Origin of the sequence: Paenibacillus sp. FSL R5-0749 (genome assembly GCF_038595085.1) — a bacterium.
In the GTDB taxonomy this organism is placed as follows: domain Bacteria; phylum Bacillota; class Bacilli; order Paenibacillales; family Paenibacillaceae; genus Paenibacillus.
On sequence record NZ_CP152005.1, the window covers coordinates 2477340 to 2495943 of the forward strand.

Consider the following 18604-nt stretch of genomic DNA (forward strand, 5'->3'; position numbering starts at 1 on the left):
AGATAAGTAATTTAATTGGAGTTTGGGGAGTGGAAAGTCAAAAAGGGGGAAGAACTGCAGTGACACAGCGGACTGCTTTGGAACAATGTTTAGACATTGTTTTATCGGACGACAAATGCATAGCCTACCTTGAATTTTCCAAAGAGGAAGAGGGCTTTGCCTGTACGATTGATGAACTCGAACAATTTGTGGCGAACAAGGGCATCAAACAAGGTGTATTGCGAGAGGCATTACTACTTTTTGTGAGTAACCCTGAAACCTATTTAAAAGATAAATATAAGATTGCCGAAGGGATCGCTCCTATCCAGGGAACAGATGGATTCATCAAAATTCTGGTTGGGATGGACGATACAAACGAACGACGACCGCTTGAATCGGAAGATGGAACCGTTGATTACAAAGAAGTGACCCGGTTAAACAATGTCCGTAGTGGTCAGATCATTGCAGAGCGAATCGCTCCTTGCGAGGGCATACCAGGCAGGGCAGTAACGGGTGAGGAAATTCCTTATCGTCCGGGAAAAGAAGCTCGGTTTAAAGTTGGAAAAAACGTTGTGATTAACCCGGATGGTTCTGCAATGTATGCTGCACTGGATGGGCTGGTTACCAAAACGGACGGTAACAAACTGAATGTGTTTCCGGTCTATGAAGTCAATGGCGACGTTGACTACAATAACGGTAATATCGACTTTGTAGGCACGGTTGTCATACGCGGCAATGTACTTACCGGATTTAAAGTAAAAGCAGCAGGTGATATTCGTGTCGTCGGAGGTGTCGAAGGAGCGGAACTGGAAGCAGGCGGCTCAATCGAAATAACCGGTGGTATTATTGGGTATAACAAAGGACTTGTACAAGCAGGCCATAATGTTAAATGTACGTTTATTCAAGAAGGCAACGTGGATGCTGGTGAAGATGTTCTGGTTTCCCAAAGCATAATGCATTCCAATATTCGTGCTGGCCATGGTGTCATCTGTGCAGGAACTAAAGGTCTAATCGTTGGTGGTTCAATTCAGGCAGGTCAGAATGTATCAGCTCGTGTTGTAGGTAACAGTATGTCGACGGTCACTTCCATTGAAGTGGGTGTTCTGCCAAGGCTGCGTAACGAACTGAATGATCTGCGCAAGGAAGCCAGAGAACAGATGGACTCCTTGGACAAAACGAAGAAAGCTCTGACTTTGTTAGACCAGTTAGCTGCCGCTGGACAATTAAGTCCGGATAAGATGTCGATGCGAATCAAGCTGAATGCTACGCAGAAATCTGCTCTTCGGATTAGCGAAGAAACGAAAATGCGTATCTTTGAAATTGAAAAGGCACTTGAAGATACAAGTAAGGCTCGTGTTGATATTCTGAAGGTGATTTATGGAGGCTCTAAAATAGTTATCGGCAGATACACGAAATTTATTAAAGATCCAGTGAGTCGAATTTCATTTTTTTATCATGATGGCGATATTACGATGGTTCCATACGTTTAAGTACAGCATTCAGGCACAGGAAGAAATCCATTCGAAACCGTGAGGTGAGCGTATGAGTTTCAAAGCAGTGGAGTTGCAGATTGCGGTACCACGAACAAGCGAAGCGGGACGTTATCAAAGTGAAGCCCAGCAGCGACCGATTACGGATCAGAATCTTCTGGCAGAGCAAACGACGAAGGAAGCCAATGAAGCAAGGCAACGAAGTGAAGCAATGGACGAAACTTCACAGACTTCGGTGCGTGATGGTCATACCAATGATGGGAATCAGCAGAGTGGTTCCGATGGACAGCAGTCTGCTGAGGCTCAAGAAACTGTCAAACCTGCAGAGCACCCGTACAAAGGAAAACATATAGATCTGTCTTTATAATAAATGGTTGTTATAGACAATGCAGTCTTGCGCACCGATGGTTGAATCAGAAGGAGAGAACCCAATTTGTCACCATGGATCATTATTGTCATATTAGGGGCCTGCGCCATCGCCTACGCTTATATTATGCCTCGGAAAAATAAGGCGCAAGAGCCAGGGCATCAACTGGTGCAGGAGATGGAATCTACGCTTGAACACTACATGACCGAGATTGAAAATGATAATGATGCCCTTATTCAACGTGTGGCTGAAATGAAGGGAGAAGCGACAGCAGCCGATCAACGTATGCAATTGCAACTTCAGGAATTACAGCAGCGGTTGGATCAGCTGGAACAGAGAAAAAAGAACGAACCTGTCGCATCACCTGTTCTACACTCAGGTAATGTACCCGTACAAGCTTCCGAAGGTTTGCAAGCACAAGCGCTCGTGAAAAGTGTACAAGCAGAGGCGGCCCAGCAGGCGTTAGATTTAGACCCACAGAACGGCAAGGTCGAAACTTTGCCTGGGCGTGAATCAATTAAAGATCGATATGCAGAACTCTTTAATTTACATGCTGAGGGCAAGTCGATGGATGCCATATCCAAGCAGACAGGTATTCAGCGTGGTGAGGTACAGTTAATACTGCAATTGGCAGAACGGGAGGACAGCTAAGTCATGGACAAGCGATCCTTATGGATTGGTCTGGGGAGCGGCATGATTATTGGGGCAGTTTTGCTTCAACTGGCCACAGTTGGACAAAATGCATTAGCAGATAGTAATCTGGCCCCCGAGCAGACTACCAATATGACCAAAGAACAGCTTGAAACAGCGGCAAAAAGCCTGGATATGAAGTTGGTCGGTTCTGAAGAGGAGCTATACACAGAAGCAGAGTGGGTGGCGAAGAAAAAGAAGGAGAGCAGTGAGTTGCAGGGGAATACAGCAACACCGCCTGAGACAGTAACTTCTACGGATACACCTACAGAGCCTGAGAAGCCACAAGAGCCTGCGGCAAATGAAGTTGAAGGACAGAAAGAGATAACTGAGCCGAAGAGATCAGAACCTGTAACGCCGAGCAATCCGAAAGGCGCAACAGTCTCATTTAAGGTACATTCAGGCAATAGTCTGGCGATCGTTGCAGCAAATCTAAAAAACGCGGGAATCGTAGATGATGCTCAAGCGTTTATAAAAGCTGGCAAAGCTGAGCGAATCAACACCAAAATTCAAGTGGGTACTTATGCGCTTGAAAAAGGCGAAAGTTTTAAATCCATTATCGCAAAAATTACGAAAGAACCGTCAAACTGAGCATGCTCGGACAGGACGGTTTTTGCTTATTGAACGGTGCAATTTCAAAACTGAACAATAATTTAGTGTTGAGTTACATATCAAGGTTAAAATGATTCGATACTAGCAAAAAGTAAAAATAGAATTAGCTTCAAATACTGTTGCGTCAGACCTCCAGTTGTGCTATATTAAATAACGGTGTTAAAACACACGCATGTGCTAATTTTGTTGAGGGTGCTTTCCTTATGGAGAGTCTTGGCGAAAAATGATGCCGGCGGAGGACACAATAAAACCATATTAGGAGGTGTGTGAAGATGGCAGTAATCTCCATGAAGCAGCTTCTCGAAGCTGGGGTACACTTCGGTCACCAAACTCGTCGTTGGAACCCAAAAATGGATCGTTATATCTTCACTGAAAGAAACGGAATTTATATCATCGACTTGCAAAAGACGGTGAAAAAAGTCGAAGAGGCTTACAACTTCGTTAAAGGAATCGCAGGAGAGAATGGTACAATTCTTTTCGTGGGTACTAAGAAACAAGCTCAAGATTCTGTTAAAGAAGAAGCTGAACGCGCTGGTCAATTTTACATCAACCAACGTTGGTTGGGCGGTACCCTGACTAACTTCTCAACTATTCAAAAACGTATTGATCGTTTGAAACAGTTGGAAGCTTGGGAAGAAGACGGTACATTCGCTGTATTGCCTAAAAAAGAAGTTATCTTGCTTCGCAAAGAAAAAGATCGTCTGGAGAAATTCTTGGGCGGTATTAAAAATATGAAAGGCCTGCCAAGCGCCCTGTTCATCATCGATCCACGCAAAGAGCGTATCGCTGTTGCGGAAGCTCGCAAATTGGGTATCCCAATTGTAGGTATCGTTGATACTAACTGCGATCCGGATGAGATCGATTATGTTATCCCAGGTAATGACGACGCGATCCGCGCTGTTAAATTGCTGACAGGTAAAATGGCTGATGCTGTAATCGAAGCTAACCAAGGCGAAGAAACTTCCGCTTAATAGATTCGAACATATGTTATAAACTAAATGAAAAGGGTGGTTGGCAGGTGGATAACCTCTCACTGCCCTTTTTTTAGAGTGTACGTACAATACTTAATTTTGGAGGGAATTTATAATGGCAGTTAATGCGAGTGCAGTAAAAGAACTTCGCGAAAGAACGGGCGCAGGTATGCTCGATTGTAAAAAAGCACTGGAAGAAGCAAACGGTGATGTAACGAAAGCAGCTGAATTGTTGCGTGAGAAAGGTCTTTCCGCAGCAGCGAGCAAAGCTGGCCGTGCAGCAACTGAAGGTGTTGTTGAATCTTACATCCACGCTGGTGGACGTATTGGTGTATTGGTTGAAGTTAACTGTGAAACAGACTTCGTTGGTAAAACGGATCAATTTAAGGATTTCGTTAAAGATGTAGCTATGCAAATTGCTGCAGCTAATCCTAAATTTGTTACACGTGAAGAAGTTCCTGCAGATGAGCTGGAAAAAGAAAAAGAAATTCTGAAAGCTCAAGCTCTTAACGAAGGCAAACCAGAGAAAATCATTGAAAAAATGGTTGAAGGTCGTATTGGTAAATACTACGAGGAGTACTGCCTGATGGAACAAACTTTCGTTAAAGATCCAGACAAAACGATCTCCCAATTGTTGAATGAAAAAATCAGCCAAATTGGTGAAAATATCTCCATCCGTCGTTTCGTTCGTTACGAACTGGGTGAAGGTCTTGAGAAAAAAGTAGACAACTTCGTAGAAGAAGTAATGTCCCAAGTAAACAAATAAGACGGTTTTTAAACCGGCGAGCAGGATTGATTTTCGAAGATATAAGAATGAACATACTTCGAAGCGTAAACTCCCTTATATCTCAGGAAAACAGTGCCTTACCGGTTAAACGTTTTTCCTAAAAGAGCGGAACACAACTGTGTTCCTTTCTTTTTAAGCAGGAGGCCATGCGCGAGAAGTTTTGTTGGTTGAACACCAAGCGTGTTCGATTCAAAGTGGAGGGTGAATAATTGGAACAGCCAGTATTTAAACGTGTTGTCTTAAAAGTCAGCGGAGAGTCTCTTTCCGGTCAAAACGGCTACGGTATTGATGCAGATACGATCTCGTCGATTGCCCAACAGGTAAAAGAGGTTGTTGCACTTGGTGTACAGGTTGCTATTGTATGTGGCGGCGGAAACATCTGGCGCGGAATTGCAGGTAGCGAAAATGGCATCGATCGTGCAACTGCCGATTATATGGGAATGCTGGCGACAGTAATGAACTCGCTGGCACTGCAGGATGCTTTGGAACAGATTGAAGTACCTACGCGTGTACAAACATCTATTGCAATGCAACAAATTGCAGAGCCTTATATTCGTCGTAGAGCTATTCGCCATCTGGAGAAAGGCCGGGTCGTTATTTTTGCAGCAGGTACAGGTAACCCGTTCTTTTCCACGGATACAACAGCAGCACTGCGCGCAGCGGAGATTGAAGCAGAAGTTATCTTGATGGCCAAAAATAAAGTTGATGGTGTATACTCAGCAGATCCGTTTAAAGATAGTACAGCTGTGAAGTTTGATCAGTTGACTTACATGGATATTCTTAACAAAGACCTTGGTGTAATGGATTCAACGGCATCCTCGCTTTGTAAGGACAACAACATCCCGTTGATCGTATTTGCCATTACGGAACAAGGTAACATCAAACGTGTTGTTCTGGGCGAACGTATCGGAACAATCGTTAAAGGGAGTGTAGATTAATGCCACAAGCGGTTAAACAACATGCCGAAGAGCGTATGGAAAAAGCAATTCAAGCATTGCGTCGTGACCTGGCTACTTTGCGTGCAGGCCGCGCAACTCCAGCTCTTCTGGACCGAATTCAGGTAGAGTATTATGGAGCGATGACACCACTGAATCAACTCGCTAATATCAGTACTCCGGATTCCCGTACACTGATGATTCAGCCTTGGGACAAATCTTCCATGGGTGAAATCGAGCGTGCCATCATGAAATCCGATCTGGGTCTTACTCCAGCCAACGATGGTAACATGATCCGTTTGTCTATTCCGGCATTGACGGAAGAACGTAGAGCGGAACTTGTGAAGCTGACGAAGAAGTTCGGTGAAGAAGGTAAAGTAGCGATTCGTAACATTCGCCGTGATGCGAATGATGATATCAAGAAAATGGAAAAGTCCGATATTTCCGAGGATGAATCACGGAGACATCAGGAAGATATCCAAAAATCGACCGACAAGTTTATTGCTGAAGTCGATAAGGTACTCGCTGCCAAAGAAAAAGAAATCATGGAAGTGTAAGACAAGCGCAGCCCCTCCATTACGGTGGGGTTTTGTCTCTTTTTCCAAGCTTCAGATGAAGAAACTTCAGGGATTTTGGAGGAACAGGAATGATCAAACGGGTTCGGTCGTGGTGGAATGGGGCTGACAAGCAGGAAACGCTGACTATATCCGAGGACAATATCCCGCAGCACGTCGCCATCATCATGGACGGCAATGGACGATGGGCCAAACGTTTGGGACTCCCGCGTATAGCCGGGCACCAAAATGGCATGAAGGCGGTCAAACGTGCGACCATCGCGGCGGATGAACTGGGCATCAAATATCTGACGATGTACGCTTTTTCGACAGAAAACTGGACGCGTCCAAAAGAAGAAGTGGATTTTCTGATGCGACTTCCGCAAGAATTTCTGGCCATAGAGCTGGATGAACTTATAGAAAAAAATGTGCGCATTCGCATGATGGGCCAAGAGGAACATTTACCTTCTCATACCATCAATGCCTTGCGGGAAGCCATTCGTCTTACGGAACATAATACAGGTCTCGTTTTGAACTTTGCAATGAACTATGGAAGTCGTCGTGAAATGACGGACTGTGTTAAACAGATTGCTCTGCAAGTAAAATCGGGGGAACTATCTGCAGAGGACATAACACCCGAACTCATTGACAGGCATATGCTGACGGTTGATATGCCTGATCCGGATCTGCTGATCCGGACGAGCGGAGAGCTTAGATTAAGCAACTTTATGCTTTGGCAACTTGCATATAGTGAATTATGGTTTACGGATATATACTGGCCCGAATTTGGCAAAAAGCATTTGCTTGAAGCAGTAGCCGAATATCAGCGCAGAACAAGGCGTTACGGCGGTTTGAAATAGATGGAGGATGAAGCCGTTGAAACAGCGATTAACGACAGGAATCATAGCAGGTGTGTTGTTTTTAGGTTTTTGCATGCTGGGCGGACCCTGGTACCATGGTTTGGTATTGCTTATGGCTCTCATCGGTTATTATGAATTTGTTAAAATGACCGGGGTGAAGCCTTTTTCAGGTGTGGCCCTGATTGGATACGCTGGTGTTTTTGCCATTGTGTTTCCTTGGGAAATGCTTTGGGAGGCCAGACCGCTATCCTTATTTCAGGTCATCTGGATTGTAATGCTTGTACTGATGACCGCTTCGGTTGTTACCAAAAATAAGGTGCCCGTAAATACAGTGGCCATGCTTTTCCTTGGCGTGTTGTATATAGGAATCGGTTTCTATTACATTGCAGAATCCAGACATCTGCATCATGGGTTGTTCTGGACGTTTCTGTTGCTGGGCTCCATATGGGCCAGTGATGCAGGAGCTTACTTTGTAGGGAAACTCATTGGTAGAAATAAGCTGTGGCCTTCCATCAGTCCAAACAAAACCGTGGAGGGTGCATTGGGTGGCATCGTAATTGCAATTGTTACGTCTATTATTTTTGCATTAGTGTCAGATGGTTTGCTTTCCTGGCAGAGAGCAATTGTGATTGGGATTGCCTGTGCAGTTGTAGGTCAGATGGGTGACTTGATCCAGTCTGCTTACAAACGTGTATATAATATCAAGGATTCAGGTAATCTTCTCCCAGGGCATGGAGGCATTCTTGATCGGTGCGACAGCTGGATTGTTGTTTTTCCATTCGTACATATACTAATGCTACTGCCCTATTAAAGAAGAACATAAGTCTGAGATAACAGCATTGTTCGCCGTAGGCATTGGATAATTAAAGATGAGGTGCAGCATGAAAAAAATTGCGATTCTCGGCTCGACCGGTTCCATTGGAACCCAGACACTGGATGTAGTTGACATGCATCCTGAACTCTTTCAAGTGGAGGGACTGGCTGCCGGAGGCAATACAGACCTGCTGATTGAACAAGCCAAACGTTACCGACCGAAGAAGATATCGGTTGGGTCCAAGGAATTGGCGGATAAGGTTGCTCCACATTTGCCTGCAGGAACGCAACTGTTTTATGGCACAGAAGGACTTGTAGAAGTGGCGGCAGGAACTGATGCGCATATGGTTGTAACAGCAGTGGTGGGAAGTGTTGGATTGGAGTCGACGCTTGCAGCCATAGATGCGGGTAAACAGATCGGACTGGCCAACAAGGAGACATTGGTTACGGCAGGGCATATTGTTACTACAAGAGCGACTGCCAAAGGAGTCTCTTTACTACCCATCGATAGCGAGCACTCTGCGATTTTCCAATGCTTGAATGGTGAAAACAGAGAACGCTTGACAGGTATCACGCTCACTGCTTCAGGCGGATCATTCCGTGATCTTACCCGTGAACAGTTGAAGAGTGTGACTATAGAGGATGCGCTTAAACATCCGAATTGGTCAATGGGTTCCAAAATTACGATAGACTCGGCAACCATGGTAAACAAGGGACTTGAAGTGATTGAAGCACATTGGTTATTTGGTCTTCAATATGATCAGATTAATGTATTGCTTCATCCAGAGAGTGTGATTCATTCTTATGTGGAATTGGATGACACCAGCATCATCGCCCAACTGGGGAATCCGGATATGCGAGTTCCAATTCAATATGCATTGACTTACCCTGACCGTCTGCCATCGCCAGCACAGCGTCTGTCTCTTGCTCAAGTTGGGAAATTACATTTCCGCGAGATGGATATGGAGCGGTTCCCATGTTTAAGAATGGCATATGAGTGTGGTAAAATGGGAGGAACCGCAACAACGGCGTTTAATGCAGCCAACGAGGTTGCCGTAGCCCGTTTCTTGCGTAAAGAGATATCATTCCTTAAAATAGAAGATATTATTGCTTCTGTGCTGGAAGCACACCACAATGTGGACGGGCCTGATCTGCAGGAAATCGCCCGTTGTGATCAAGAGAGCCGTAAGCTTGCGTCCAGTCTGTAATCTCTTTTTTCATAACAAATTGGAAGAAGTGATTCTCTTGTGCGGCATCAGAGAATAATGATAATCTAGAGGGACAGACTGCGGTATGTGCCGTGAAGGAGGATGGATAGGGATTGGAAACCATACAAGTGGTATTTCTAACGGTGCTCATGTTCTTTGTCATCGTGACGGTTCATGAATGGGGGCATTACTATTTTGCCAAACGCGCCGGTATTCTTGTACGGGAATTTGCGATCGGTTTTGGTCCCAAATTGTTCTCATATAAAAGAAACGAGACCCAGTTTACATTGCGTTTGTTGCCTTTTGGTGGATATGCACGGATGGCAGGGGAAGATCCGGAACTGGTAGAGATCCAAGAAGGACAGACCATTGCGGTAAGATCAGCGGATGACCAGGTGAAGATGATCTATCTGGACCAGCTGGATAACCGTAAAAATGTAATACGTGGTGAAGTCATCTCTATTGACATGGAGAATGCCCTGAAGCTTCAACTTGATGTAGATGGTGAAATTCAGGAATACCGAATACATCCCCAAGCGATGTTGGTAAGTCGGGGTAAACAAACGCAGATTGCACCGAAAGATCGTCAATTCGGAAGCAAAACGGTTGGACAGCGTGCGTTGGCTATTTTTGCTGGCCCGCTGATGAACTTTATTTTGGCCTTTGTGCTGTTCGCTGTATATGCGCAAATGGCAGGAGTTCCGGTGGAGAACCCTAAAAATCTCCAAATTGGCGAAGTGCTTGAAGGTGGGGCAGCTGATCAGGCGAACCTGCAAAAGGGCGATATTATCGAGACGATTAATGGTACTGCTATTGGTACAGATTCACAAAAAATGGTGTCGATGATTGCCGATTCCAAAGACAAGCCAATGGAATGGACGCTGCGCCGGGGGTCGGATACGTTTAATATAACGATTACTCCACGTGCTGTAGAGGGACAAGAAGGCGGTAAAGTGGGGATCGTACCTACGCTACCAACCCGATCTGTTGGATTTGCAGAGACATTTAAAGTCTCAGGTGTGGCCATGGTTGATACAACCAAAGTGATATTTGAAGGTTTTAAACATCTGATCAATCAATTCAACATGGATGATATTGGTGGTCCGGTTCGTACATTTGAAGTAACAGGGCAAATTGCCAAGCAAGGGATTGAGCAGTTAACGAGATGGGCAGCGATTTTGAGTCTGTATCTTGGGATATTCAACCTGCTACCAATACCTGCGCTGGACGGCAGCCGCCTGGTATTTTTGGGAATTGAAGCGCTGCGCGGCAGACCAGTTGATCCCAATCGTGAAGGTATGGTACATTTCATCGGATTTGCGATGTTGTTCGTCTTGATGCTGGCAGTAACGTATAATGATATATTACGTTTAATTAACGGATAATTACGTTTGGACTATGCTCTGAACTTTTCTTTCAGAGTGTAGTCGTTATGGGAGGACGCTGGAGTCTTATGTCAAAGGAAAATGATAAACAGTTCGTGACCGAAATCACACCACAGGGTGAGGATTTCTCACGCTGGTATATTGATGTTATCAAAAAAGCTGATCTCATGGACTATGCACCCGTACGCGGTTGTATTGTGTTCAAACCAGACGGATTTGAAATCTGGGAACATATTAAGGATGAGTTGGATCGTCGTTTCCGGGAAACGGGTCATCGCAATGCGTATTTCCCAATGTTCATTCCTGAGAGCTTCTTTCAAAAGGAAAAAGAACACGTGGAAGGGTTTAACCCTGAATTACCATGGGTTACGGAAGCTGGGGGAGAGAAGCTGGAAGAACGTCTGGCAATCCGCCCTACCTCCGAAACGATTATTGGTCACATGTATTCCAAGTGGATTCAGTCGTATCGGGATCTTCCGGTACTGATCAACCAATGGGCTAACGTAGTTCGTTGGGAAAAAAGAACATTGCCTTTCCTTCGTACAAGTGAGTTCCTGTGGCAGGAAGGTCATACTGCGCATGAGACCGAAGAAGAAGCACGTGAAGAAACGATGAAAATGCTTGAGATTTATCGTGAAGTCGTTGAGGAGTATTTGGCTATTCCTGTAATTGTCGGTCAAAAAACCAAATCCGAGAAGTTTGCGGGTGCGGTAGATACCTACTCAATCGAAGCCATGATGAAGGATGGACGGGCTGTTCAAGCAGGTACATCTCACTACATGGGTACGAACTTTGCAAAAGCATTTGAAATTCAGTATCTTAGCCGGAACAATGTGCTGGAGCTGGCTTACACTACTTCATGGGGAGTAAGCACACGTTTGATCGGTGCTTTAATTATGGTTCACGGAGATGACCGTGGTCTCGTACTTCCTCCTAAAGTTGCACCGACTCAAGTGGTCATGATCCCAATTGGACCTCCGAAAACGCGTGATGCTGTGGTTGGGCGTGCAGATGAGCTGTTCAGTGAGTTGAAAAAAGCTGGAGTCCGTGTGAAAATGGATGATCGCAGCGACGTTCGCCCAGGCTGGAAGTTCAACGAATACGAGATGCGTGGTGTTCCGATTCGTCTGGAGATTGGTCCACGTGATATGGAAAATGGCGTTTGTGTACTCGTATCACGGATTACAGGTGAGAAAAAAGTGGTAGAACAAGCGAACTTGGTAGAAGAAATCCAGTCTATGCTGACACAGATCCAGGTAGATATGTTAGAGCGTGCTCGCACATTTATGTCGGATAACTTCTACTCCGTGTATACACTCGATGAGATGAAAGAACTGATGGAAAATAAACGCGGGTTTACTCTGGCTGGATGGTGCGGTTCAGAATCTTGCGAAGATAAAGTAAGAGAAGTCACTGGTGCAACAAGCCGGAACATTCCGTTCCAGCCTGCGGAAGAAAAGCATACGTGCCTGGCTTGTGGTGAAAAGGCAGAACACACGGTTGTGTTTGCAAGAGCGTATTAAGTCAGGATAACCTGACGAAGAGCACTTTTTCACCAGTTGAGTAATGAATGGGAGCTTCTGTCGGATAAAATGAGTCGGTGCGAGTTCGGATCGGTGACATTTTTGAATGCAGGGGCTTTTCATGCTTTAAGGGGGTACAAGGAGGAACACGATGAGCGGATTTGATGAGAAGAGAAAACGGTTTGAGTTGTTGATGAAACAGGCAGAGCTTCCGTCTGGTCTGTTAGATCCCTATTTTTTGGATGGATGGATTGAACAAGTAGAGACCAATCGAACTAATCGGGAATGGAATATTCTGATTGCGAAGGATACATTGGTACCGGCTCCAATCTATCGCACATTTTGTCTGCATATTCAAGAGAAGATGAATCATATCGCCAAAATTTCATTTGGCTTTAAATATACGGACAAGGTACAGAATGGCGATATCGTTAGTGAATATTGGAATTTGTTTCGGGAGTGGGTTACACGTGAGATTCCATCCGTGAATGGTTGGATGAACCGGACTACGTTTGAATGTGAAGCAGATCTTCTGCAACTGACGATGAGTGATGCAACGTCAATGGAATTGGCTCGTAAGAAACAGATTGATCAGGCCATTAAGACGTTCTATGAAAAATACTTTAATCTACCGCTCCGCATCAAGATGCAAGTAGGCGAAGTGGGAAGCAATAAAGAGGCCATGGAACAGTTCCAGGCCCAAAAGCGTGTTGAGGAACTTGAGGTCATCGAAAAGATGATGAGTGAAGTGGATACAGAAATCCCGGTGGATGAGGAGCAGGGCGATCTGCGTTTGCAGATGGGTTACGATATCAAGGAGCCAGCAGTGCCTATGCAGGAAATCCAGGATGAAGAGAAAAAGGTTACGCTTCAAGGTACGGTGTTTGGTCTGGATCGCAAAGAACTGCGAAACGGCAATACGTTGTTTACCTTCTATCTGACCGACTTCACGGACTCCATGCAAATGAAGATGTTTGCCAAAACAAAAGAGGATGTTAAAATTCTCAGTTTGCTTGCTAATGGTAAATGGGTAAAAGTGCGTGGTCGTGTAGAGTATGACCGGTTTATGCAAATTCCTGAACTCGCAATGATTCCATCGGATCTGATTGAAGTCAAAGCACCTCCGTCTCGCAAAGACAATGCACCAGAGAAGCGGGTGGAGTTCCATCTGCACTCTACGATGAGTACCATGGATGCTGTAACTTCAATTGACAAATACGTGAAAATGGCAGCAGAGTGGGGTCATAAGGCCATTGCTGTCAGTGATCATGGCGGGGTGCAGGTATATCCCGAGGCTTCCAAGGCTGCTAAGAAAAATGGAATTAAAATGATCTACGGTCTTGAGGCTAATGTCGTGAATGACTCTGTCGCAGTTGTAATGGCTCCGCAGCCTTTGGATCTGCAAACCGCGACATACATCGTATTTGATATCGAGACCACAGGTCTTTCGGTTACGCAGAACAAAATTATTGAGATTGCTGCCGTGAAGATGCAAGATGGCAAAGAAATCGACCGGTTTGCGACCTTTGTCAATCCGCATGAGCGTATTCCCTACAACATTCAGCAATTGACGAATATTAATGATGACATGGTAAAAGACGCACCTGAACTTGAGCCTGTTATTCGTGATTTTGTGCAGTTTGCGGGAGATGGTGTACTTGTTGCCCATAATGCACGTTTTGATATGGGCTTTATCCAAGCTTCCCTGAAGCAAATTGGACTGCCGGAGCTCCCTAACCCGGTTCTTGATACGTTGGAACTGGCGCGATTGTTATTTCCGAAAAATAAAAACCACCGTCTGAATACGATGGCGGATAAATATAAGGTTGGACTCGAAAGCCATCACCGTGCCATTGATGATACGGTTGCACTCGCGGGTATCCTGATTGGACTGCTAAATGATGCTGCACAGATGAAAGGTTTGACGAGGCTCGATCGTTTGAATGATTATGTGGGTGTCGATTTGTCGAATACAAGACCTTTTCATTGTGGAATCTATGCACTGAATGATATCGGTAAGAAAAATCTATATAAGCTGGTATCTCTCTCTCATACGGAACATTTCAAGCGTGTACCTTGCATTCCCAAATCAAAACTGATTAATTTGCGTGAAGGCCTTGTTGTGATATCGGGCTGTGAAAAAGGGGAGTTTTTCGAAGCGGTACTTAACAAATCGCTCGAAGAAGCGGAAGAGATCGCCGAGTTCTACGACATACTGGAGATCCAACCACTTACCATGTATATGCATTTGGTGGATAAAGGTCTGGTGGCTACACCCGAAGAGATCAAAACAGCGATCCGTAAAGTCATTGATATAGGTGCAAAGCTTAACAAACCGGTCATAGCCACAGGTAACGTGCACTATCTGGAGCCGCGTGACAAGTTATATCGGGATATCACCATTCACGGAATTACAGGATTTAGTCCACTGAAAGATCAACGTAAACCGGATGCACATTTTAGAACGACAGAGGAAATGCTGGAAGAGTTCCAGTTCCTCGGTCAGGACAAAGCATACGAGGTTGTTGTTACTAATACGGTGGAGTTGTCTGACCGATTTGAGGAAATTAAGTTATTCCCGGACAAACTGTTTACTCCGATTCTGGAGGGTGCGGACGAAGAAATTCGTAATACCTGCTATAACACTGCCAAGTCCATCTATGGCGAAGAATTACCAGAAGTAATCGTGGCACGACTGGAGAAAGAACTCATTCCAATTATTAAATATGGTTTTTCTGCCAACTATCTGATCTCGGAACGCTTGGTTAAAAAATCGAATCAGGATGGTTATCTCGTAGGTTCGCGGGGATCAGTAGGCTCCTCTGTCGTTGCTACATTCCTGGGTATATCCGAGGTTAATCCGCTGCCAGCTCATTATATTTGTGTGAATTCAGATTGCAAATACAGCGAGTGGTTCCTGGACGGCAGTGTTCGTAGTGGATTTGACCTTCCAGAGAAAGAATGTCCGAATTGTGGTGGTACGCTTAAAGGAGAAGGCCAGGATATTCCGTTTGAGACTTTCCTTGGCTTTAAAGGAGATAAAGTTCCCGATATTGACTTGAACTTCTCTGGTGATTATCAGCCTCATGCTCATAACTATACGAAAGTACTGTTTAGTGAGAAGAGTGTTTTCCGTGCCGGGACCATTGGTACGGTGGCTGAGAAAACAGCATTTGGTTTTGCCAAGAAATATGAGGAAGAACATCACAAGAAATGGCGCGGAGCTGAATTGAATCGATTGGCTTCGGGATGTACAGGGGTAAAACGGAGCACTGGACAACACCCCGGCGGTATTGTGGTGGTTCCTGATTACATCGAGGTCGAAGACGTTACACCTGTTCAATTTCCGGCTGATGACGTTAATGCAGAGTGGAAAACGACACACTTTGATTATCATGCTTTTGAAGAAAACTTGCTGAAACTCGATATTCTGGGACACGATGATCCGACGATGATGCGGATGTTGCAGGATTTGACAGGGGTCGATCCAACGACCATTCCGATGAATGATCCCAAAGTCATGAGCATGTTTAACTCCACCGAAGCGCTGGGAGTTACACCGGAACAGCTTCGGTCGCCAGTTGCGACATTTGGTGTGCCGGAGATGGGAACGAAGTTTGTACGTCAGATGCTTGTTGAATCCCAGCCGACATCTTTTGCCGATTTACTGCAAATCTCCGGATTGTCACATGGTACAGGGGTATGGCTTGGAAACGCTCAGGATCTGATTAAGAACGGAACGTGCAACATTAAGACTGTAATCGGTTGTCGGGATGACATCATGTTATTCCTGATCTATAAAACGGGAATGGACGCTAGTCTGGCCTTTAAAATCACGGAGAGCGTTCGTAAGGGACGTGGTTTGCCACAGGAATGGATTGACGAGATGAAGAATTGTAAAGTGCCTCAATGGTACATTGATTCGTGTCTCAAAATCCAGTACATGTTCCCGAAGGCTCATGCGGCCGCTTATGTTATTTCAGCAGTACGTACGGCGTTCTTCAAGCTATATCATCCGATTGAATATTACGCAACCTACTTTACCGTGCGGGCGGATGAGATTGACATCGAACTGATGTGTCAGGGATATGATGCTATCTATCGAAAAATAACGGAAATTGAGCAATTGGGTTTCCAGGCACCTCCAAAAGAGAAAAACATGTTGCCTGTCCTGGAAATGGGTCTGGAAATGACAGCACGCGGATTCTCGCTGAAATCCATTGACTTATACCGTTCGGAAGCAACGAAGTTCATCGTTGACGGAAATTCATTAATCCCTCCATTTTCGGCGCTGGCAGGAATCGGTGATAATGCCGCTCGTAATATTGCTGCAGCTAGAGATCATGGTGAGTTTCTGTCGGTTGAGGACTTCCAGCAGAAGTCGAAAGCAAGTAAGACCATTGTTGAACTGCTGTCGAATATGGGATGTTTCCGGGGCTTGCCAGAGAGCAATCAGCTTTCTCTTTTCTAGGCCTGAATTTGGATCTTAAAATGGTGATTGATGGGGGCAACGTAATTTTTCCTTCATTAGTAAGTAAACCGCCTGAATCATCGCTTACTTGTCACTATTACCAGACTATGTTATAATTTTTGAAGTGAACGAGATAGTACGAATTTCTAAAGAGTGGGGAAACCCACTCTTTAGTCTTTGGTATACAAGAATCTTGGGTATTGAATAATCTGCCAGTGCTTTTTTGCTGGTGTAACCTAAGTTGGAGGTTATTGGTTTTGAGCACAACGAACATTAAATCTACCGTGGAAGAAATGATCCAACCCTACTTGAACGAACAAGGCTTCGAGCTGGTTGACATCGAATACGTCAAAGAAGGCAGCAACTGGTTTTTACGGGTGTATGTCGACAAAGAGGGTGGCATCGACATCGACGATTGCGTCTTGATCAGCGAAAAGCTGAGCGCCAAGCTGGATGAGAACGATCCGATTCCAACCATCTATTTCCTTGAAGTGTCTTCTCCCGGTGCGGAACGTCCACTGAAAAAACCTGAGGACGTTACCAAAGCTGTAGGCAAAAATGTTTTTGTTACAACCTACGAGCCGGTGAACGGATTGAAGGAATTTGAAGGCAAGCTGCTTTCCTTTGATGACGGGGAACTCGTGATTGAAGCAGGCAAAAAACAGCATGCCATTTCTTATGATAAGGTTGCCAGTGCGCGCCTAGCTATTTTGTTTTAAGTGCCTTGTTCACTTTATTAATGAAAAAGACACATCTCACGATAACGGCAAGGTGCTCATGAGTTCAGAGCCTTTCGCCGTTTTACGTATGAGATGCCATGTTTGAAAGGGGGATCAACATTCATGAGTATGGATTTTATTGAAGCAATGAATGAATTGGAACGGGAAAAAGGGATCAGCAAGGATGTGCTGTTTGAAGCGATCGAGGCTGCACTAATTTCCAGCTACAAGCGGAATTTCAACACGGCCCAGAATGTGCGTGTTGACATGAACCGTAATACGGGAGTTATACGGGTGTATGCCCGCAAATTGATCGTGGAAGAAGTCCTGGATTCACGTACCGAAATTTCATTGCCTGCTGCACGAGAAATCAACCCACACTTCCAGCTGGAAGATATTGCGGAGATTGAAGTTACGCCGCGTGATTTCGGACGTATCGCCGCACAGACTGCCAAACAGGTAGTGACCCAGCGGATTCGTGAAGCCGAACGCGGCCTGATCTACAACGCTTTCGTAGATAAGGAAGAAGATATCGTTACGGGAGTGGTGCAGCGTCAGGATTTGCGCAATATCTACATCGATCTGGGCAAAATCGAAGCGGCTTTACCGCTAACCGAATTGATGCCGAACGAGAAGTTTGTTCATGGTGACCGTATTAAGGCGTATATCACCAAGGTCGAGAATACGACCAAAGGGCCGCAAATCATCTTGTCCCGTACCCATCCGGGTCTCTTGAAACGTCTCTTTGAACTGGAAGTGCCTGAGATCTTTGACGGTGTAGTTGAAATTCGCTCCGTCGCTCGCGAAGCAGGGTTCCGCTCCAAGATTGCCGTACATTCCCGCAACGAGGAAGTTGATCCAGTTGGATCTTGTGTAGGTCCTAAGGGAATGCGCGTGCAGACCATTGTGGGTGAGCTGCGCGGTGAAAAAATCGACATCGTTCGTTTCTCCGATCAGGTAGACGAATATGTTGCCAATGCACTGAGTCCTTCCAAAGTGTTGGAAGTTCATGTATTTGAGGAAGAAAAGATGGCTCGGGTTATCGTTCCGGACTATCAACTGTCGCTCGCAATTGGTATCAAAGGCCAAAATGCCAGATTGGCAGCCAAATTAACTGGCTGGAAAATCGACATTAAGAGCGAGAGCCAGGCGGAACAGGAATTCGGCAGAGAAAAAGATTCTTCTTCTGAAATGCATCAGGATTCCGTCTCCGTCGACTAAAGTAAAGTACGGGGGGCGC

16 protein-coding genes are annotated in these 18604 nt (G+C 45.2%); all 16 read left to right on the forward strand.

The window, feature by feature from the left end:
* Positions 1–59: 59 nt before the first annotated feature.
* The 16 genes from MKY85_RS11150 to nusA all read left to right on the forward strand — a co-directional run bounded on the left by MKY85_RS11150 (position 60) and on the right by nusA (position 18585).
* Positions 60–1469: a FapA family protein gene (locus MKY85_RS11150; RefSeq protein ID WP_342572585.1), complete on the forward strand. Its 1410-nt coding sequence runs from the start codon at positions 60–62 to the stop codon at positions 1467–1469.
* Positions 1470–1521: 52 nt separating this feature from the next.
* A complete protein-coding gene (locus tag MKY85_RS11155; RefSeq protein ID WP_339260449.1) occupies positions 1522–1836 on the forward strand; it encodes a hypothetical protein in 315 nt (104 codons plus the stop codon).
* Between the two features lie 66 nt (positions 1837–1902).
* Positions 1903–2487 carry a hypothetical protein gene (locus tag MKY85_RS11160; protein WP_342572586.1) on the forward strand — a complete coding sequence of 195 codons (585 nt, stop codon included), beginning with the start codon at positions 1903–1905 and terminating at the stop codon, positions 2485–2487.
* A gap of 3 nt (positions 2488–2490) precedes the next feature.
* Positions 2491–3117: a hypothetical protein gene (locus MKY85_RS11165; RefSeq protein WP_342572587.1), complete on the forward strand. Its 627-nt coding sequence runs from the start codon at positions 2491–2493 to the stop codon at positions 3115–3117.
* 293 nt (positions 3118–3410) lie between these two features.
* Complete coding sequence (gene rpsB / locus MKY85_RS11170; protein ID WP_024630243.1) at positions 3411–4109, forward strand: 30S ribosomal protein S2; 699 nt, start codon at positions 3411–3413, stop codon at positions 4107–4109.
* Between the two features lie 115 nt (positions 4110–4224).
* A complete protein-coding gene (gene tsf, locus MKY85_RS11175; protein WP_124114084.1) occupies positions 4225–4875 on the forward strand; it encodes a translation elongation factor Ts in 651 nt (216 codons plus the stop codon).
* A 230-nt stretch (positions 4876–5105) separates the two neighbouring features.
* Positions 5106–5834 (forward strand): UMP kinase, encoded by a 729-nt coding sequence (gene pyrH / locus MKY85_RS11180; RefSeq protein ID WP_017689153.1) that lies wholly within the window; start codon positions 5106–5108, stop codon positions 5832–5834.
* On the forward strand, positions 5834–6388 hold the full coding sequence (frr, locus tag MKY85_RS11185) for a ribosome recycling factor (protein WP_253433837.1): 555 nt from the start codon (positions 5834–5836) through the stop codon (positions 6386–6388). Before pyrH ends, frr begins: the two co-directional genes overlap by 1 nt.
* An 89-nt stretch (positions 6389–6477) precedes the next feature.
* The gene (locus MKY85_RS11190; protein WP_017689151.1) at positions 6478–7245 is read left to right on the forward strand and encodes an isoprenyl transferase; all 768 of its coding nucleotides are present in this window, start codon (positions 6478–6480) and stop codon (positions 7243–7245) included.
* A gap of 16 nt (positions 7246–7261) precedes the next feature.
* A complete protein-coding gene (locus tag MKY85_RS11195; protein ID WP_339241625.1) occupies positions 7262–8056 on the forward strand; it encodes a phosphatidate cytidylyltransferase in 795 nt (264 codons plus the stop codon).
* A gap of 70 nt (positions 8057–8126) precedes the next feature.
* Positions 8127–9266 carry a 1-deoxy-D-xylulose-5-phosphate reductoisomerase gene (locus MKY85_RS11200; RefSeq protein ID WP_342572588.1) on the forward strand — a complete coding sequence of 380 codons (1140 nt, stop codon included), beginning with the start codon at positions 8127–8129 and terminating at the stop codon, positions 9264–9266.
* Positions 9267–9379: 113 nt separating this feature from the next.
* A complete protein-coding gene (gene rseP, locus MKY85_RS11205) occupies positions 9380–10651 on the forward strand; it encodes an RIP metalloprotease RseP (protein WP_339302971.1) in 1272 nt (423 codons plus the stop codon).
* A 68-nt stretch (positions 10652–10719) separates the two neighbouring features.
* Complete coding sequence (gene proS, locus MKY85_RS11210) at positions 10720–12174, forward strand: proline--tRNA ligase (protein ID WP_342572589.1); 1455 nt, start codon at positions 10720–10722, stop codon at positions 12172–12174.
* 151 nt (positions 12175–12325) lie between these two features.
* Positions 12326–16645 carry a PolC-type DNA polymerase III gene (locus MKY85_RS11215; RefSeq protein ID WP_342572590.1) on the forward strand — a complete coding sequence of 1440 codons (4320 nt, stop codon included), beginning with the start codon at positions 12326–12328 and terminating at the stop codon, positions 16643–16645.
* A 257-nt stretch (positions 16646–16902) separates the two neighbouring features.
* On the forward strand, positions 16903–17364 hold the full coding sequence (gene rimP, locus MKY85_RS11220; protein ID WP_062833826.1) for a ribosome maturation factor RimP: 462 nt from the start codon (positions 16903–16905) through the stop codon (positions 17362–17364).
* Between the two features lie 123 nt (positions 17365–17487).
* Positions 17488–18585, forward strand: coding sequence for a transcription termination factor NusA (gene nusA, locus MKY85_RS11225; RefSeq protein ID WP_062833827.1), 1098 nt, complete (start codon positions 17488–17490; stop codon positions 18583–18585).
* Positions 18586–18604 lie beyond the last annotated feature (19 nt).

Excerpts from the sequence above, each read along its gene's own strand:
- MKY85_RS11155 (WP_339260449.1), top strand. The coding sequence starts at position 1,522 with ATGAGTTTCAAAGCAGTGGAGTTGCAGATTGCGGTACCACGAACAAGC.
- MKY85_RS11165 (WP_342572587.1), top strand. The coding sequence starts at position 2,491 with ATGGACAAGCGATCCTTATGGATTGGTCTGGGGAGCGGCATGATTATT.
- rpsB (WP_024630243.1), top strand. The coding sequence starts at position 3,411 with ATGGCAGTAATCTCCATGAAGCAGCTTCTCGAAGCTGGGGTACACTTC.
- tsf (WP_124114084.1), top strand. The coding sequence starts at position 4,225 with ATGGCAGTTAATGCGAGTGCAGTAAAAGAACTTCGCGAAAGAACGGGC.
- frr (WP_253433837.1), top strand. The coding sequence starts at position 5,834 with ATGCCACAAGCGGTTAAACAACATGCCGAAGAGCGTATGGAAAAAGCA.
- MKY85_RS11190 (WP_017689151.1), top strand. The coding sequence starts at position 6,478 with ATGATCAAACGGGTTCGGTCGTGGTGGAATGGGGCTGACAAGCAGGAA.
- MKY85_RS11200 (WP_342572588.1), top strand. The coding sequence starts at position 8,127 with ATGAAAAAAATTGCGATTCTCGGCTCGACCGGTTCCATTGGAACCCAG.
- proS (WP_342572589.1), top strand. The coding sequence starts at position 10,720 with ATGTCAAAGGAAAATGATAAACAGTTCGTGACCGAAATCACACCACAG.
- MKY85_RS11215 (WP_342572590.1), top strand. The coding sequence starts at position 12,326 with ATGAGCGGATTTGATGAGAAGAGAAAACGGTTTGAGTTGTTGATGAAA.
- nusA (WP_062833827.1), top strand. The coding sequence starts at position 17,488 with ATGAGTATGGATTTTATTGAAGCAATGAATGAATTGGAACGGGAAAAA.